Source organism: Bradyrhizobium monzae (assembly GCF_021458635.1).
Lineage (GTDB): Bacteria > Pseudomonadota > Alphaproteobacteria > Rhizobiales > Xanthobacteraceae > Bradyrhizobium.
In genome coordinates this window covers 310264-323560 of sequence record NZ_JAIRDQ010000002.1, presented here as the reverse complement: position 1 = coordinate 323560, position 13297 = coordinate 310264, and the positions used below count along the sequence as shown (strand labels likewise).

At 65.1% G+C, this 13297-nt stretch carries 10 protein-coding genes and 1 pseudogene; all 11 read left to right on the top strand.

Going from position 1 to position 13297, the window contains the following annotated elements; all coding sequences use genetic code 11:
* The first annotated feature begins 169 nt into the window (after positions 1 to 169).
* The 11 genes and pseudogenes from K3F49_RS10705 (at position 170) to K3F49_RS10655 (ending at position 13294) form a co-directional block, all read left to right on the top strand.
* Entirely contained in the window at positions 170 to 2125 is a 1956-nt protein-coding gene (locus K3F49_RS10705; RefSeq protein ID WP_234680888.1) for an ABCB family ABC transporter ATP-binding protein/permease, read from the top strand.
* 57 nt (positions 2126 to 2182) lie between these two features.
* Positions 2183 to 2908, top strand: a pseudogene (locus tag K3F49_RS10700) (phosphatidylserine decarboxylase); the annotation flags it as partial.
* A gap of 87 nt (positions 2909 to 2995) precedes the next feature.
* On the top strand, positions 2996 to 3877 hold the full coding sequence (locus K3F49_RS10695; protein ID WP_234680886.1) for a CDP-alcohol phosphatidyltransferase family protein: 882 nt from the start codon (positions 2996 to 2998) through the stop codon (positions 3875 to 3877).
* 122 nt (positions 3878 to 3999) lie between these two features.
* Positions 4000 to 4719, top strand: a complete 720-nt coding sequence (locus K3F49_RS10690; RefSeq protein ID WP_234680885.1) for an RraA family protein — start codon at positions 4000 to 4002, stop codon at positions 4717 to 4719.
* Positions 4720 to 4734: 15 nt separating this feature from the next.
* Complete coding sequence (locus K3F49_RS10685) at positions 4735 to 5559, top strand: SDR family NAD(P)-dependent oxidoreductase (RefSeq protein WP_234680884.1); 825 nt, start codon at positions 4735 to 4737, stop codon at positions 5557 to 5559.
* 211 nt (positions 5560 to 5770) lie between these two features.
* Complete coding sequence (locus K3F49_RS10680; RefSeq protein ID WP_234680883.1) at positions 5771 to 6544, top strand: motility protein A; 774 nt, start codon at positions 5771 to 5773, stop codon at positions 6542 to 6544.
* A gap of 22 nt (positions 6545 to 6566) precedes the next feature.
* Entirely contained in the window at positions 6567 to 7397 is an 831-nt protein-coding gene (locus tag K3F49_RS10675) for a flagellar motor protein MotB (protein ID WP_234680882.1), read from the top strand.
* 230 nt (positions 7398 to 7627) lie between these two features.
* A complete protein-coding gene (locus K3F49_RS10670; RefSeq protein WP_234680881.1) occupies positions 7628 to 9526 on the top strand; it encodes a potassium transporter Kup in 1899 nt (632 codons plus the stop codon).
* A 154-nt stretch (positions 9527 to 9680) separates the two neighbouring features.
* Complete coding sequence (locus K3F49_RS10665) at positions 9681 to 11609, top strand: potassium transporter Kup (RefSeq protein WP_234680880.1); 1929 nt, start codon at positions 9681 to 9683, stop codon at positions 11607 to 11609.
* Between the two features lie 172 nt (positions 11610 to 11781).
* The gene (locus K3F49_RS10660) at positions 11782 to 12108 is read left to right on the top strand and encodes a rhodanese-like domain-containing protein (protein WP_234680879.1); all 327 of its coding nucleotides are present in this window, start codon (positions 11782 to 11784) and stop codon (positions 12106 to 12108) included.
* Positions 12109 to 12115: 7 nt separating this feature from the next.
* Complete coding sequence (locus K3F49_RS10655; RefSeq protein ID WP_234680878.1) at positions 12116 to 13294, top strand: aminotransferase; 1179 nt, start codon at positions 12116 to 12118, stop codon at positions 13292 to 13294.
* Positions 13295 to 13297: the final 3 nt, after the last annotated feature.

The following is a 13297-nucleotide window of genomic DNA, read 5'->3' as shown; positions in this document are numbered from 1 at the left end:
TCAAGCCCAATCGGTGATTCGGACCACCCGGAAATCTACCGGCAAATGGCGACAAACAATCGAGGATTCGCCATCTGGCGGGGTGCGCTGGCCTCCGGAAGCTTCTATATGACGAGCGAAAACAGTTAATCGCAACACGCCCGCATCCGGCGGGCCTCCAGGTTTCTTGATGAGCCCACCTCATTTGCCAGACGTCCCCGACGTGCCAGAGCCTGCCCGCGGCCCGCTCGAGCGGGCCACCCTGATGGGTACGCTGGCGCATCTTTGGCCCTACATCTGGCCTGGCGACCGCTTCGACCTGAAGATGCGGGTGGTCTGGTCGATGGTGCTGCTGCTCGCCGCCAAGCTGATCACGCTGACGGTACCGTTCAGTTTCAAATGGGCAACCGACGCGCTCACCGGCGCCGACACGGCACCGGTGCAGGCCGGCAACTGGCACCTCTGGGTGATCGCATCGCCGTTGCTCCTGACCGCGAGCTACGGCGTCATGCGCATCGTGATGGCGGTGCTGACGCAATGGCGCGACGGCATCTTTGCCCGCGTCGCCATGCACGCGGTGCGCAAGCTCGCCACCATCACCTTCGTCCACATGCACGAGCTGTCGCTGCGTTTTCATCTCGAGCGCAAGACCGGCGGCTTGACGCGCGTGCTCGAGCGTGGCCGCGAGGGCATCGAAGTCATCGTGCGCATGGTGATCCTGCAGCTGATCCCGACCATCGTCGAGGTCACGCTCTTGATGGCGGTGCTGCTCTGGCAGTTCGACTGGCGCTACGTGGCCGCGACGCTGATCACGGTCGCGGTCTACATGTACTACACCTACATCGCGACCGAATGGCGGATCGGTATCCGCCGCAAGATGAACGATTCCGACACCGAGGCGAACACCAAGGCGATCGACTCGCTGCTCAACTACGAGACCGTCAAATATTTCAGCGCCGAGGCGCGCGAAGCGCAGCGCTATGACAAGTCCGTCGCGCGCTACGAGGACGCGAGCATCCACACCTACACTTCGCTCGCGGTGCTCAACACCGGGCAGGCCGTGATCTTCACGCTGGGCCTGACCGCGACCATGCTGATGTGCGCGATCGGCGTGCGCAACGGCACCAACACGGTCGGCGATTTCGTGCTGGTCAACGCCATGATGATCCAGCTCTACCAGCCGCTGAACTTCATGGGCATGGTCTACCGCGAGATCAAGCAGGCGATCATCGACATCGAGAAGATGTTCAACGTGATCGGGCGCGAGGCCGAGATCAAGGATGAGCCCGGCGCGCAGCCGCTGGTCGTCTCGGCCGGTGCCGTGCGCTTCGAGGACGTGCGCTTTGCCTACGAGCCCACGCGGCCGATCCTGAAAGGCATCAGCTTCGAGGTGCCGGCCGGCAAGACGGTGGCGATCGTCGGCCCCTCCGGCGCCGGCAAGTCGACCATCTCGCGCCTGCTGTTCCGCCTCTATGACATTTCCGGCGGAAAGATTTTGATCGACGGCCAGGACATCCGCGAGGTTACGCAGGCGAGCTTGCGCGCCTCCATCGGCATGGTGCCGCAGGACACCGTGCTGTTCAACGACACCATCCGTTACAACATCCGCTACGGCCGCTGGGACGCCAACGATGCCGAAGTCGAGGAGGCGGCGCGGCTGGCGCAGATCGACCATTTCATCCGCATGGCGCCGATGGGCTACGAGACCCAGGTCGGCGAGCGCGGCCTGAAACTGTCGGGTGGCGAGAAGCAGCGTGTCGCGATCGCGCGCACGGTGCTGAAGGCGCCGCCGATCCTGGTGCTGGACGAGGCCACCTCGGCGCTCGACACCCACACCGAGCACGAGATTCAGGGCGCGCTCGAGCGCGTGGCGAAAAACCGCACCTCGCTCGTGATCGCCCACCGGCTCTCGACCATCGTCGGCGCGGACGAGATCATCGTGCTGGACCAGGGCCGCATCGCCGAGCGGGGCACCCATGCCAGCCTGCTCGCGCAGGGCGGTCTCTACGCCAGCATGTGGAACAGGCAGCGCGAGGCCGAGGCTGCGCGCGAGAAACTGGCCCGGATGGCCGACAGTCGCGAGGCGCCCAACCGGGAGCCGCCCCCGGTCGAGGACGTCCTCACGGCGCAGGCGGCCGCGGAGTGAGCTTGTCTCCGGTGCCAACTCTGGCCTAAACAACCCCACCGCGCGAGACGACCCGCGCCAGCAACTCCTGAGCGGCAGATAGCGATGTCCATCCTCGATTCGATCCAGCGTCAGATCCCGCCGATCCACAAGGAGGGCTATCCCTTCATCGGCGGCTTTGCGCTGGCCAGCCTCGTCCTGTTCTGGCTGTGGTCGCCGCTCGGGTGGATCGGCACCATTATCACCGTATGGTGCGCGCTGTTCTTCCGCGACCCCGTGCGGGTAACGCCGGTGCGCGACGGGCTCGTGGTGTCGCCGGCCGATGGCCGCGTCTCGATGATCACCATGGCGCTGCCGCCGGCCGAGCTCGGGCTCGGCGACCGGCCGCTGCCGCGCATCTCCGTGTTCATGAGCGTGTTCAACTGCCATGTGAACCGCGCTCCCGCAGCGGGCAGGGTGGATCGCATCGCCTATCGGCCCGGCCTGTTCATCAATGCCGAGCTCGACAAGGCGAGCGAGGACAATGAGCGCAATTCGCTTGTCATCTCGACACCGCAGGGCCGCATCGGCGTGATCCAGATCGCAGGCCTCGTCGCAAAACGCATCGTCTGCTTCGTCAAGGAAGGCCAGGCGGTCGGCGCCGGCGAGCGGTTCGGCCTGATACGGTTCGGCTCGCGGCTCGACGTCTACCTGCCGGTCGGCACCAAGGCGTTGGTCTCGGAAGGGCAGACCGCGATCGCCGGCGAGACCATTTTGGCCGATCTCACCGGAGACGACCCGAACCGCGCCTATCGCGCCAATTAACCATCAGGCCGCTGTCGGGGGTCCTCCGCCGCAATGGCGGAGGGGAACACGGCTTGCTATATCTCGCCTTCAGGTGAGGATGCGCCAATGACGCCCTACGACTTCAGAGATCCCGACATTCGCCGCCGGCGGTTCCGCCCGATCCCGGTGCGGATGCTGGTGCCCAACGTCATCACGCTGCTGGCGATCTGCGCCGGCCTGACCTCGATCCGGCTGTCGATCGAGGGGCGGATGTCGCTCGCCGTCTACGCCATCGTGTTCGCGGCCGCGCTCGACGGAATCGACGGCCGCGTCGCGCGCATGATCAAGGGCCAGTCGAAGTTCGGCGCCGAGCTCGACAGCCTCGCCGACTTCGTCAATTTCGGCGTCGCCCCGGGCTTGATGCTGTACTTCTGGCAGCTGCACGAGCTCGGCAATGCCGGCTGGATCGCCGCGATGGTGTTTGCGATCTCCGGCGGTCTCCGGCTGGCGCGCTTCAACGCCACCATGGACGATCCGAACAAGCCGGCTTTCGCCGCGAATTTCTTCACCGGCGTGCCGGCGCCGGCCGGCGCCATCACGGTGCTGCTGCCGATCTATGTCGCCTTCCTCGAGCTCGGCCGCGCCCCCGCGGCGGTGACGGCGGCCTATACGCTGCTGATCGCCTTCCTGATGGTCTCGCGCCTGCCGGTGTTCTCCGGCAAGACCAAGCGGATGCGCGTGCCGCCTGAGCTCGTGCTGCCGGCCTTTGTCGCGGTGGTCGTCTTCATCGCGATCCTGATCGCCTATCCCTGGCACGTGCTCTCGATCGGCACGGTGCTCTATCTGCTCGGCCTGCCGCTCGGCTACAAATCCTATCGCGATCAGGCCCGCGCGACGGAAGCCGCGGCGTCCGCGGGCGGCGAGGTCTCGTCGCCGCCGTCGGCGCCGACAATCGCGAGCCTGTCTGAGCCGCCGCACGATGACGACCGGCCCGGACGGTTGCACTGAGCGATCGCGCGCGGATATCTGCCATGAGAGCGCCTGAGTTGGGTTGAGGCCCGATCTCGGCTATATCGCCCTGTGACGGCGGCACCGCGCCAACAGCGGCCGCCAATCTGGGAGATAACGCCGTGACCAATACCGCGACCGGGCCGCTGCCCGCTTCCGTCCTCGAAGCGCTGGGCCGCTACGACACGCCGACGATCTGCAACGCCATGGAGATCGTGGCGCCCGAGCGCCGCCTGATCGGCTACACCACCAAGCAGCTGGTTTGCCCGTTCCCGGATTTGCCGCCGATCGTCGGCTATGCCCGCACCGTCGCGATCCGCTCAGTGTTGAAATCGTCGCTGCCGGCCGAAGAACAGTCGAAGCGCCGCATCGAATATTACGAATATGTCGGCACCGGCCACGGTCCGCGCATCTCGGTGATCCAGGACATCGACGGTCATGACGTCGGCTACGGCGCGTTCTGGGGCGAGGTGCAGAGCAACGTGCACAAGGCACTCGGTTGCCTCGGCGTCATCACCGACGGCTCGATCCGCGACATTCCGCAATGGGCGCCGGGCTTCCAGGCGCTGGCCGGCTCGATCGGCCCGTCGCATGCATGGGTGCATGCCGAGAGCTTTGGCGGCGAGGTGCGCGTCGCCGGCATGACCGTGAAGTCGGACGATCTGATCCACGCCGATCAGCATGGCGCCATCGTGATCCCGCTCGACATCGCTGCGAAGCTTCCCGAGGCCGCCGAGCTCTGCGGCCGCCGCGAGACGCCGATCCTCGAGATCGCGCGCAGCCCGGACTTCTCGCTGGAGAAGCTCAAGGCCGCGCTGAAGCGCTCGGCGGAGATCCACTAATCTCGGAGTAGCGCGATGGACATGGCCGGCAAGACGGTTCTGATCACGGGTTCGACCGATGGTGTCGGGCGCTATGTCGCGAACCGCCTTGCCGCCGAGGGCGCGCATGTTCTGATCCACGGTCGCGACGCGGCGCGGGCAAACGGGCTGATCGAGGAGATCGTGAGGGCCGGCCACACCGCTCCGACCTTCTATCAGGCTGATCTGTCGTCGATGGCTGGCACGCGCGAACTCGCCGCGGCCGTGACGCGGGATCATCAACGGCTCGATGTTTTCGTCAGCAATGCCGGCATCGGCTCGCAGAGCGACGGGCCGCAACGCCAGGAGAGCCGCGACGGTCACGAGCTGCGCTTTGCCGTGAACTATCTCTCGGGCTTCCTGCTCGCCCATCTGCTGCTGCCGCTGCTGAAGGCGGCGGCGCCGTCGCGCATTGTCAATGTTGCGTCGCTCGGCCAGCATCCGATCGATTTCGACGACGTCATGATCACGAAGGGCTACAGCGGCTCGCGGGCCTATGCACAGAGCAAACTGTCGCAGATCATGTTCACGATCGATCTCGCGGCCGAGCTCAAGGGCGCCGGCATCACCGTGAATTCGTTGCATCCGGCGACCTACATGAACACGACGATGGTACGCGCCGGCGGCATCACGCCGATGTCGACGGTCGAGCAGGGTGGCGCTGCGATCCGGCATCTCATCGAAGGCGACGACGTCGCGGGCAAGAGCGGCCTATTCTTCAACGGCATGAACGAGGCGCGCGCCAATCCGCAGGCCTATGACGCCGATGCGCGCAGTCGCTTGCACGCGCTCAGCCTGGAGCTGACGGGACTGTCGTCCTAGCGCACCCGTCATGGTTAGCGAAGTGTTGAGATTTCTATCCGCCGTCGGCAAAGCCGGTGTCCTGTCAGCGCGCTGCGCCGATCCGGCGCGCCGGCTCAACTTAACCTTTACGGGTCTTTAATGGCGACACTCTAGGGTTTCCGATGCGGCTCGGGGTTGGGCCGCGCCAGCGGCCAGGACGGCCGTTGTTGCGTACGCGTTGGAGTATCCCATGGATATCATGACGGGCGTCGGGCTCACTGCGGGCATCATCGTCGTCGCGACGATGATCTTCATGGGCGGCGACCTGCACATGTTCATTTCCGAACATGCGATGATCATCATCTTCGGCGGCTCGATCTCCGCCACCATGATCCGCTTCCCGCTCAGCGCGCTCCTGCATGGCCTTCCGCTCGGCGCCAAGTTCGCCTTCACGATGAGCCGCCTGTCGGCCCACGACCTCGTCGACGAGCTTGCTCGCATAGCCGAAATCGCCCGCAAGCAGGGCCCGGTGGGTCTCGAAAAGGTCGAGACCGACGAGCCGTTCCTCGCCAAGGGCATCCGCTACGTCGCCGACGGCTACGACCTCGACTTCATCCGCGACAATCTCGAGCGCGACCGCGACAATTTCCTGATGCATCTGGACGAGGGCAGCAAGATCTACCGCGCCATCGGCGACTGCGCCCCGGCCTTCGGCATGATCGGCACGCTGATCGGCATGGTGCAGATGTTTGCGAACATGACCGACCCCTCCAAGCTCGGCCCGTTCATGGCGACCGCGCTGCTCGCCACCCTCTACGGCGCGCTCGTCGCCAACCTGTTCTGTCTGCCGATCGCCGACAAGCTGCACGGCAAGCTGCTCGACGAGGAGACCAACCGCACCCTGATCATCGACGGCATCCTGATGATCCGCGACTCCAAGAGCCCGACGCTGGTGCGCGAAATGCTGCTGGCCTACCTGCCGGAGAAGCATCGTAATGCCGAGGGCGAGCCGGTGCCGGCGTAAGGCGCCCGCCGGGATTTGACAGATGGCCAAGAAGAAACGCGGCGCTGCGCACGGCGGCGGTCACGGCTGGTTCGTGACCTTCGCCGACCTGATGGGCCTGATGATGAGCTTCTTCGTGATGCTCGTCGCGTTCTCGACCCAGGACGCCAACAAGCTGAAGATCGTCGCCGGTTCCATGCGAGATGCCTTCGGCGTTCAGAACGAAGCGCGCTACGCCGGCATCGTCGAGTCCGACGGCTTGCCGACGCGCCCGCGGCTGAAGCACGTCGACCACATTCAGCCCGAGGATGCCTCCAACACCCCGACCCCGGACCAGGAGGATCGCGATCGTACCTCGGGTGCCAAGCTCAAGGTCGACCGCAATTTTGCGCTCGCCGCGGCCTCGCTGCGCCAGGCCTTGCAGGACATGCCGGAACTGACCGAGATGTCCAAGCACATCATGTTCGAGGAGACCCAGCAGGGTCTCAACCTCGAGATCGTCGACCAGGACGGCCGCTCGATGTTCGCGGACGGCTCCAAGGTGCCCTACGACCGCACCCGCCGCCTGATCGAGAAGCTCGCGGTCCCGCTCAAGGCGACCCCCTTGCGCGTCTCCATCGCCGGCCACACTGCGGCCGGCTTCGTGCCGACCCGCAGCGATTACGGCGCCTTCGACCTGTCGGCCGACCGCGCCAACGCGGTGCGCCAGATCCTCGAGCGCGAGGGTCTGCCGCCGTCGCATGTCTTTGCCGTCTCCGGCAAGGCGGACACCCAGCCGCTGTTCCCGGACGACCCATCGCTTGCCGCAAACCGCCGCGTGACCATCACCTTGATGCGTGAAGACCCGCCGCTGCCGCCGAACTTGAAGCCTTAGGGCATGATCCGGAAAAGTGTGCAGCGGCTTTCCGAGAAGATCGTGCCCAAGCAATGAATCCCTTGCGTTACCATTTTACCTGAGGCTATTCGTCGCGAAGGCGACGAACGTGGCCGCGCCGTCACAGCATCTCGCTCGGCGCCTGCTATGGTGGCGGGCCGATTGACAGGCGCAGCGGAAGCGTCAAAAGGCGCCGGATCAATTCCAGGGACGAAGCGTTTTCCACCCTCATGACGGCGAGCATCACATCGACCGAGACCCAGGAAGGGCCGGTCACTTCGGGCTTTTGGTCCCTCACGCTCGGGAGCATCGGTGTCGTCTTTGGCGATATCGGCACTTCACCGCTGTACGCCTTCCATGAGGCGGTCCGAGGGGCGGCCCATGGCGAGCCGGTCACGCGGATCATGGTACTCGGCGTGCTCTCGCTGATCCTGTGGGCGCTGCTGATCGTCGTCACCGCCAAATACGTCCTGCTCCTGCTGCGGGCCGACAATAACGGCGAGGGCGGCACGCTCTCGCTGATGGCGCTGGGCCAACGGGCGCTGGGACGGCGGAGCTGGTTCCTGCTGGCGCTCGGCGTAGTCGGCGCCTCCATGTTCATCGGTGATTCCATGATCACGCCGGCGATCTCGGTGCTGTCGGCAGTCGATGGCCTCAAGCTCGCGACGCCGGCGTTCGAGCATTATGTCGTGCCGCTGACGGTCCTGATCCTGGTCTTGCTGTTTGCGATCCAGAGCAAGGGGACCGCGCTGGTGGCCTCGGCCTTCGGGCCGGTGATGGTGGTCTGGTTCACGGTCCTGGCGGTGCTGGGCGTCATTCACATCGCCGACGATCCGTCGGTGCTGGCCGCGATCAATCCCTATTATGCGTTCCAATTCCTGCTGTCGCACGGCACGATCGGCCTGGTGACGCTCGGCGCGGTCTTCCTCGCCGTAACCGGTGGCGAGGCGCTCTATGCCGACCTCGGACATTTCGGCCGCAAGCCGATCCAGTCGGCCTGGATGTTTTTCGTGCTGCCGTCGCTGCTGATCAATTATTTCGGGCAGGGCGCGCTGGTGCTGTCCGATCCGAGTGCGATCGAGCATTCCTTTTATCGCATGGTGCCCGCGCATCTGGTGCTGCCGCTGGTCGGGCTTGCAACCGCGGCCACCGTGATCGCCAGCCAGGCGGTGATCACCGGCGCCTATTCGCTGGTCTATCAGGCGGTGCAGCTCGGCCTGCTGCCGCGTTTCGAAGTGCGCTACACCTCCGAAACCCATGCCGGCCAGATCTATTTGCCGCGCGTCAACCGGCTGCTGCTGATCGGCGTGATGCTGCTGGTGCTGTTGTTCCACACGCCCAGCAATCTGGCTTCGGCCTACGGCATCGCGGTCTCCACCACCATGGTCGCCGACGGCATCATGGGCTTCGTGGTGATCTGGAAATTGTGGAACTGGCGCGCCGCGACAGCTGCGGCCGTGATCCTGCCCTTCGTCATGGTCGACATGACCTTCTTCAGCGCCAATCTGTTGAAGCTGCTCGAAGGCGCCTGGGTGCCGCTGCTGTTCGGTGCGGCGATGGCGGGGACGATCTGGACCTGGCGGCGCGGGTCGGGGACTCTGATCCAGAAGACGCGCCGGATCGAGGTGCCGCTGGACGATCTGATCCGCAGCCTGGAGAAGCGGCCGCCGCATATCGTCAAGGGCACGGCGGTGTTTTTGACCAGCGATCCCGCCTTCGTGCCGACCGCGCTGTTGCACAATCTCAAGCACAACAAGGTGCTGCACGAGCACAACGTGATCCTCACCATCGAAACCGCGCACACGCCGCGGGTCGATCTCGCTGATCGCTTCAAGATGGAGAAGATCAGCGAGAAGTTCTCCAAGGTCCGGCTGCGCTTCGGCTTCATGGAGCAGCCGAACGTGCCCAAGGCGCTTGCGATCGCGCGCAAGCAGGGCTGGCAGTTCGACATCATGTCGACGTCGTTCTTCGTGTCACGGCGCTCGCTGAAGGCGTCGGCACAGTCGGGCATGCCACTCTGGCAGGACCACCTGTTCATCGCGCTCAGCCGCTCGGCCAATGACGCCACCGACTATTTCCAGATTCCGACGGGGCGGGTGGTTGAAGTCGGAACCCAAGTCACCATTTGAACGCTGCATCGGACGCAATGACGGACCTATGCGAGTTTTGCATGCCAAGGGCCCAGAATCGGGCTAGGCTATGCCATCAGCGCAGGACTATAAGCCGCGCGCGCTCCTCCGCCGTTGTGCAGTGAAGCATTTTTAGAGGCCACCAGGCTCTCCCATGACAAGTGACGTAGCAGTTCCCGCCCCGGAAACGGCGGCGGCCAATGGGCATGGCGATGCCCACACCACTGCCGGTTTCGGTGCGCTGACGCTCGGCAGCATCGGCGTGGTCTATGGCGACATCGGCACCAGCCCGCTCTACGCCTTCCGCGAGGCGGTGATGGCGGCCTCAGGCGCGGAAGGCGCGCCGACGGCGGCGGCTGTTCTCGGTGTGGTGTCCCTGATCCTGTGGGCGCTGATCGTCGTGGTGACGCTCAAATACGTCGTGATCCTGCTCCGCGCCGACAACAACGGCGAGGGCGGCACGCTGGCCTTGATGGCACTGGCGCAGCGCGCGGTCGGCACCGGCGGCGCAACCATCGTCCTGCTCGGCATCATCTCCGGCGCCCTGTTCTACGGCGATGCCGTGATCACGCCGGCGGTCTCGGTGCTGTCGGCCCTCGAAGGCATGAAGGACGTCACGCTGCGGTTCGAGCCCTATATCGTTCCGCTGACGGTGGTGATCCTGGTGTTCCTGTTTGCCGTGCAGTCGCGCGGCACCGCCCGCGTGGCGGCGTTCTTCGGACCGGTGATGTGCGTCTGGTTTGCGGTGATCGCGGTCGCCGCGATCCATCCGATCATCGCGCAGCCGCAGGTGCTGCTCGCGCTGAATCCGTTCTACGCCGTGTCCTTCATGTTCCACCACGGCATCATCGGCTTCGTGACGCTGGGTGCCGTGTTCCTGGCCGTGACCGGCGCCGAGGCGCTCTATGCCGACCTCGGCCATTTCGGCAAGCGGCCGATCCAGACCGCCTGGCTGTTCATCGTGCTGCCGTCGCTGGCGCTGAACTATCTTGGGCAGGGCGCTCTCGTGCTCGGCGATCCCGGCGCGATCGAGAGCCCGTTCTTCCAGCTCTTCCCGCAAGGCATTATTCGCGGCTGCATGGTTGTGCTGGCCACGGCCGCCACCGTCATCGCGAGCCAGGCCGTCATCACCGGCGCGTATTCGCTGACGCGGCAGGCGATCCAGCTCGGGCTGCTGCCCCGATTCGAAATTCGCCATACCTCTGAAGCCCATTCCGGCCAGATCTTCATCCCGCGCATCAACCAGCTGCTGCTGGTTGCCGTGATCATGATGGTGCTGCTGTTCCGCTCTTCCAGCGCGCTCGCCTCCGCCTACGGCATCGCCGTGACCGGCACGATGGTGGTCACCGGCTTGATGGGTTTTGTCGTGATCTGGAAGGCCTGGAAGTGGTCGCCGCTGTGGGCCGCCGCCCTGATCGCGCCGTTCCTGTTCCTCGACCTGACCTTCCTCGCCGCCAATTTGCTCAAGGTGTTCGAGGGCGGCTGGGTGCCGCTGGCGCTCGGCGCGCTCATGATCCTCATGATGTACACGTGGCGGCGCGGCAGCCGGCTCTTGTTCGAGAAGTCGCGCAAGCTCGAATTCCCGCTCGCCGACCTCGTGGCGATGCTGGAGAAGCGGCCGCCGCAGCGGGTGCCTGGCACCGCCGTGTTCCTGACCAGCGATCCCCTGAGCGCGCCGACCGCGCTGATGCATAGTCTGAAACACTACAAGGTGCTTCACGAGAAGAATGTCATTCTCACCATCGAGACCGCGCAGACCCCGCGCATCGATCCGGCCGAGCGGGTGAAGCTGGAGCAGATCTCGCCGACCTTCTCCAAGGTGACGCTGAAGTTCGGCTTCATGGAATCGCCCAACGTGCCGAAGGCGCTGGCGATCGCCCGCAAGCTCGGCTGGCAGTTCGACATCATGTCGACCTCGTTCTTCCTGTCGCGGAGGGCGCTCAAGCCCGCCGCCCATTCCGGCATGCCGCGCTGGCAGGACAGGCTGTTCATCTCGCTCAGCCGCTCCGCCAACGATGCTACCGACTATTTCCAGATCCCCTCTGGCCGGGTCGTCGAGGTCGGCACGCAGGTGACGATTTAGGCTCACGATCTGGCGTCGGGATTCAAAGCGTACTTCAAGTCGCTGCGATTTAGCTTTAACTTGCGCAAGGCAGCCCAAGCCTTTGTAGCGCTTGATTTTCAATGCCTGAGAGGCGAGGTTGCCCGCCGGCCGGGATTGCCCCGGCGGGCGCCCCGCGACGTTGGAGGATGATGTGGCAAATCAAGTACAGGATCTGACCCCCGAGGAGGTTTCCAAGGGTGTCGCGGAGGGCCGCTATCTGCTCGTCGACGTCCGTGAGCCGAACGAGGTCGAGGCTGAGGCTTACCCTTACGGCGTGGTCGTGCCGCTCTCGACCTTCGATCCGAAGGCGATCCCCGATCCGCAAGGCAGGGAGGTCGTGTTCGCCTGCCGCTCGGGCAAGCGCTCGGTGACCGCCTCGCTCGCCGCCCAGGCCGCGGGCCTGCCTTACGACAAGCATCTGGCCGGCGGCATGCTCGGCTGGAAGGCGGCGGGTCTCCCCAGCAAGGTTGGTGGCTAACCTCGCGATGACCAAGAGCTCTTCGCTGAACAAGGTCTTCGCCGACCTTCCCGTCACCATCTTCGAGGCGATGTCGCAGGCCGCGCGCGACAACAACGCCATCAATCTCGGCCAGGGCTTTCCCGACGATCCCGGCCCCGAGGACATCCGCCGCGCAGCCGCCGACGCCTCGCTCAACGGCTACAACCAGTATCCGTCGATGATGGGCATCCCGGAGCTGCGCCAGGCGATCGCGACCCATTACGGCCATTGGCACAACCTCAAGCTCGATCCGATGAGCGAGGTGATGGTGACCTCCGGCGGCACCGAGGCGCTGACCTCGGCGATCCTGTCGGTGGTGCAGCCCGGCGACGAGGTGGTCTGCTTCCAGCCGGTCTATGATTCCTACCTGCCGATCATCCGCCAGGCCGGCGGCATTCCGCGCCTGGTGCGGCTCGAGCCACCGCATTGGCGGCTGAATGAGGACATGCTGAAAAGCGTCTTCAATTCAAAGACCAAGGCGGTGCTGTTCAACAATCCCTTGAATCCTAGCGCGGTGGTCTATCCGCGCGAGGACCTCGAGCTCTTGGCGCGCTACTGCCAGGAGTTCGACGTCATCGCGATCTGCGACGAGGTCTGGGAGCACGTCACCTTCGACGAGCACAAGCACATCCCGCTGATCACCATCCCGGGCATGCGCGATCGCACCATCAAGGTCGGGTCGGCCGGCAAGATCTTCTCGCTGACCGGCTGGAAGATCGGCTTCGTCTGCGCCGCGCCGCCGCTGTTGCGCGTCGCCGCCAAGGTGCACCAGTTCCTGACCTTCACCACCGCGCCGAACCTCCAGGCCGCCGTCGCCTACGGCCTCGGCAAGCCCGACGAGTACTTCCTGTCGATGCGCAAGGATCTGGTGCGGAGCAGGGACCGCCTGACCAAGGGGCTCGAGAGCCTCGGCTTCCCCGTGCTGAAGTCGCAGGGAACTTATTTCCTCACCGTCGATCTGTCGCCGCTTGGGCTGAACGAGAGCGATGCCGAATTCTGCTGGCGGATCGTGAAAGACTACAAGGTCGCCGCGATCCCAGTCTCGGCGTTCTACGAGCAGGACCCGGTGACCTCGGTGGTCCGCTTCTGCTTTGCCAAGAACGACCAGACGCTCGACACCGCCCTGGAGCGGCTGTCGGACGCGATACGCGGACGCAAGAGGTAGACC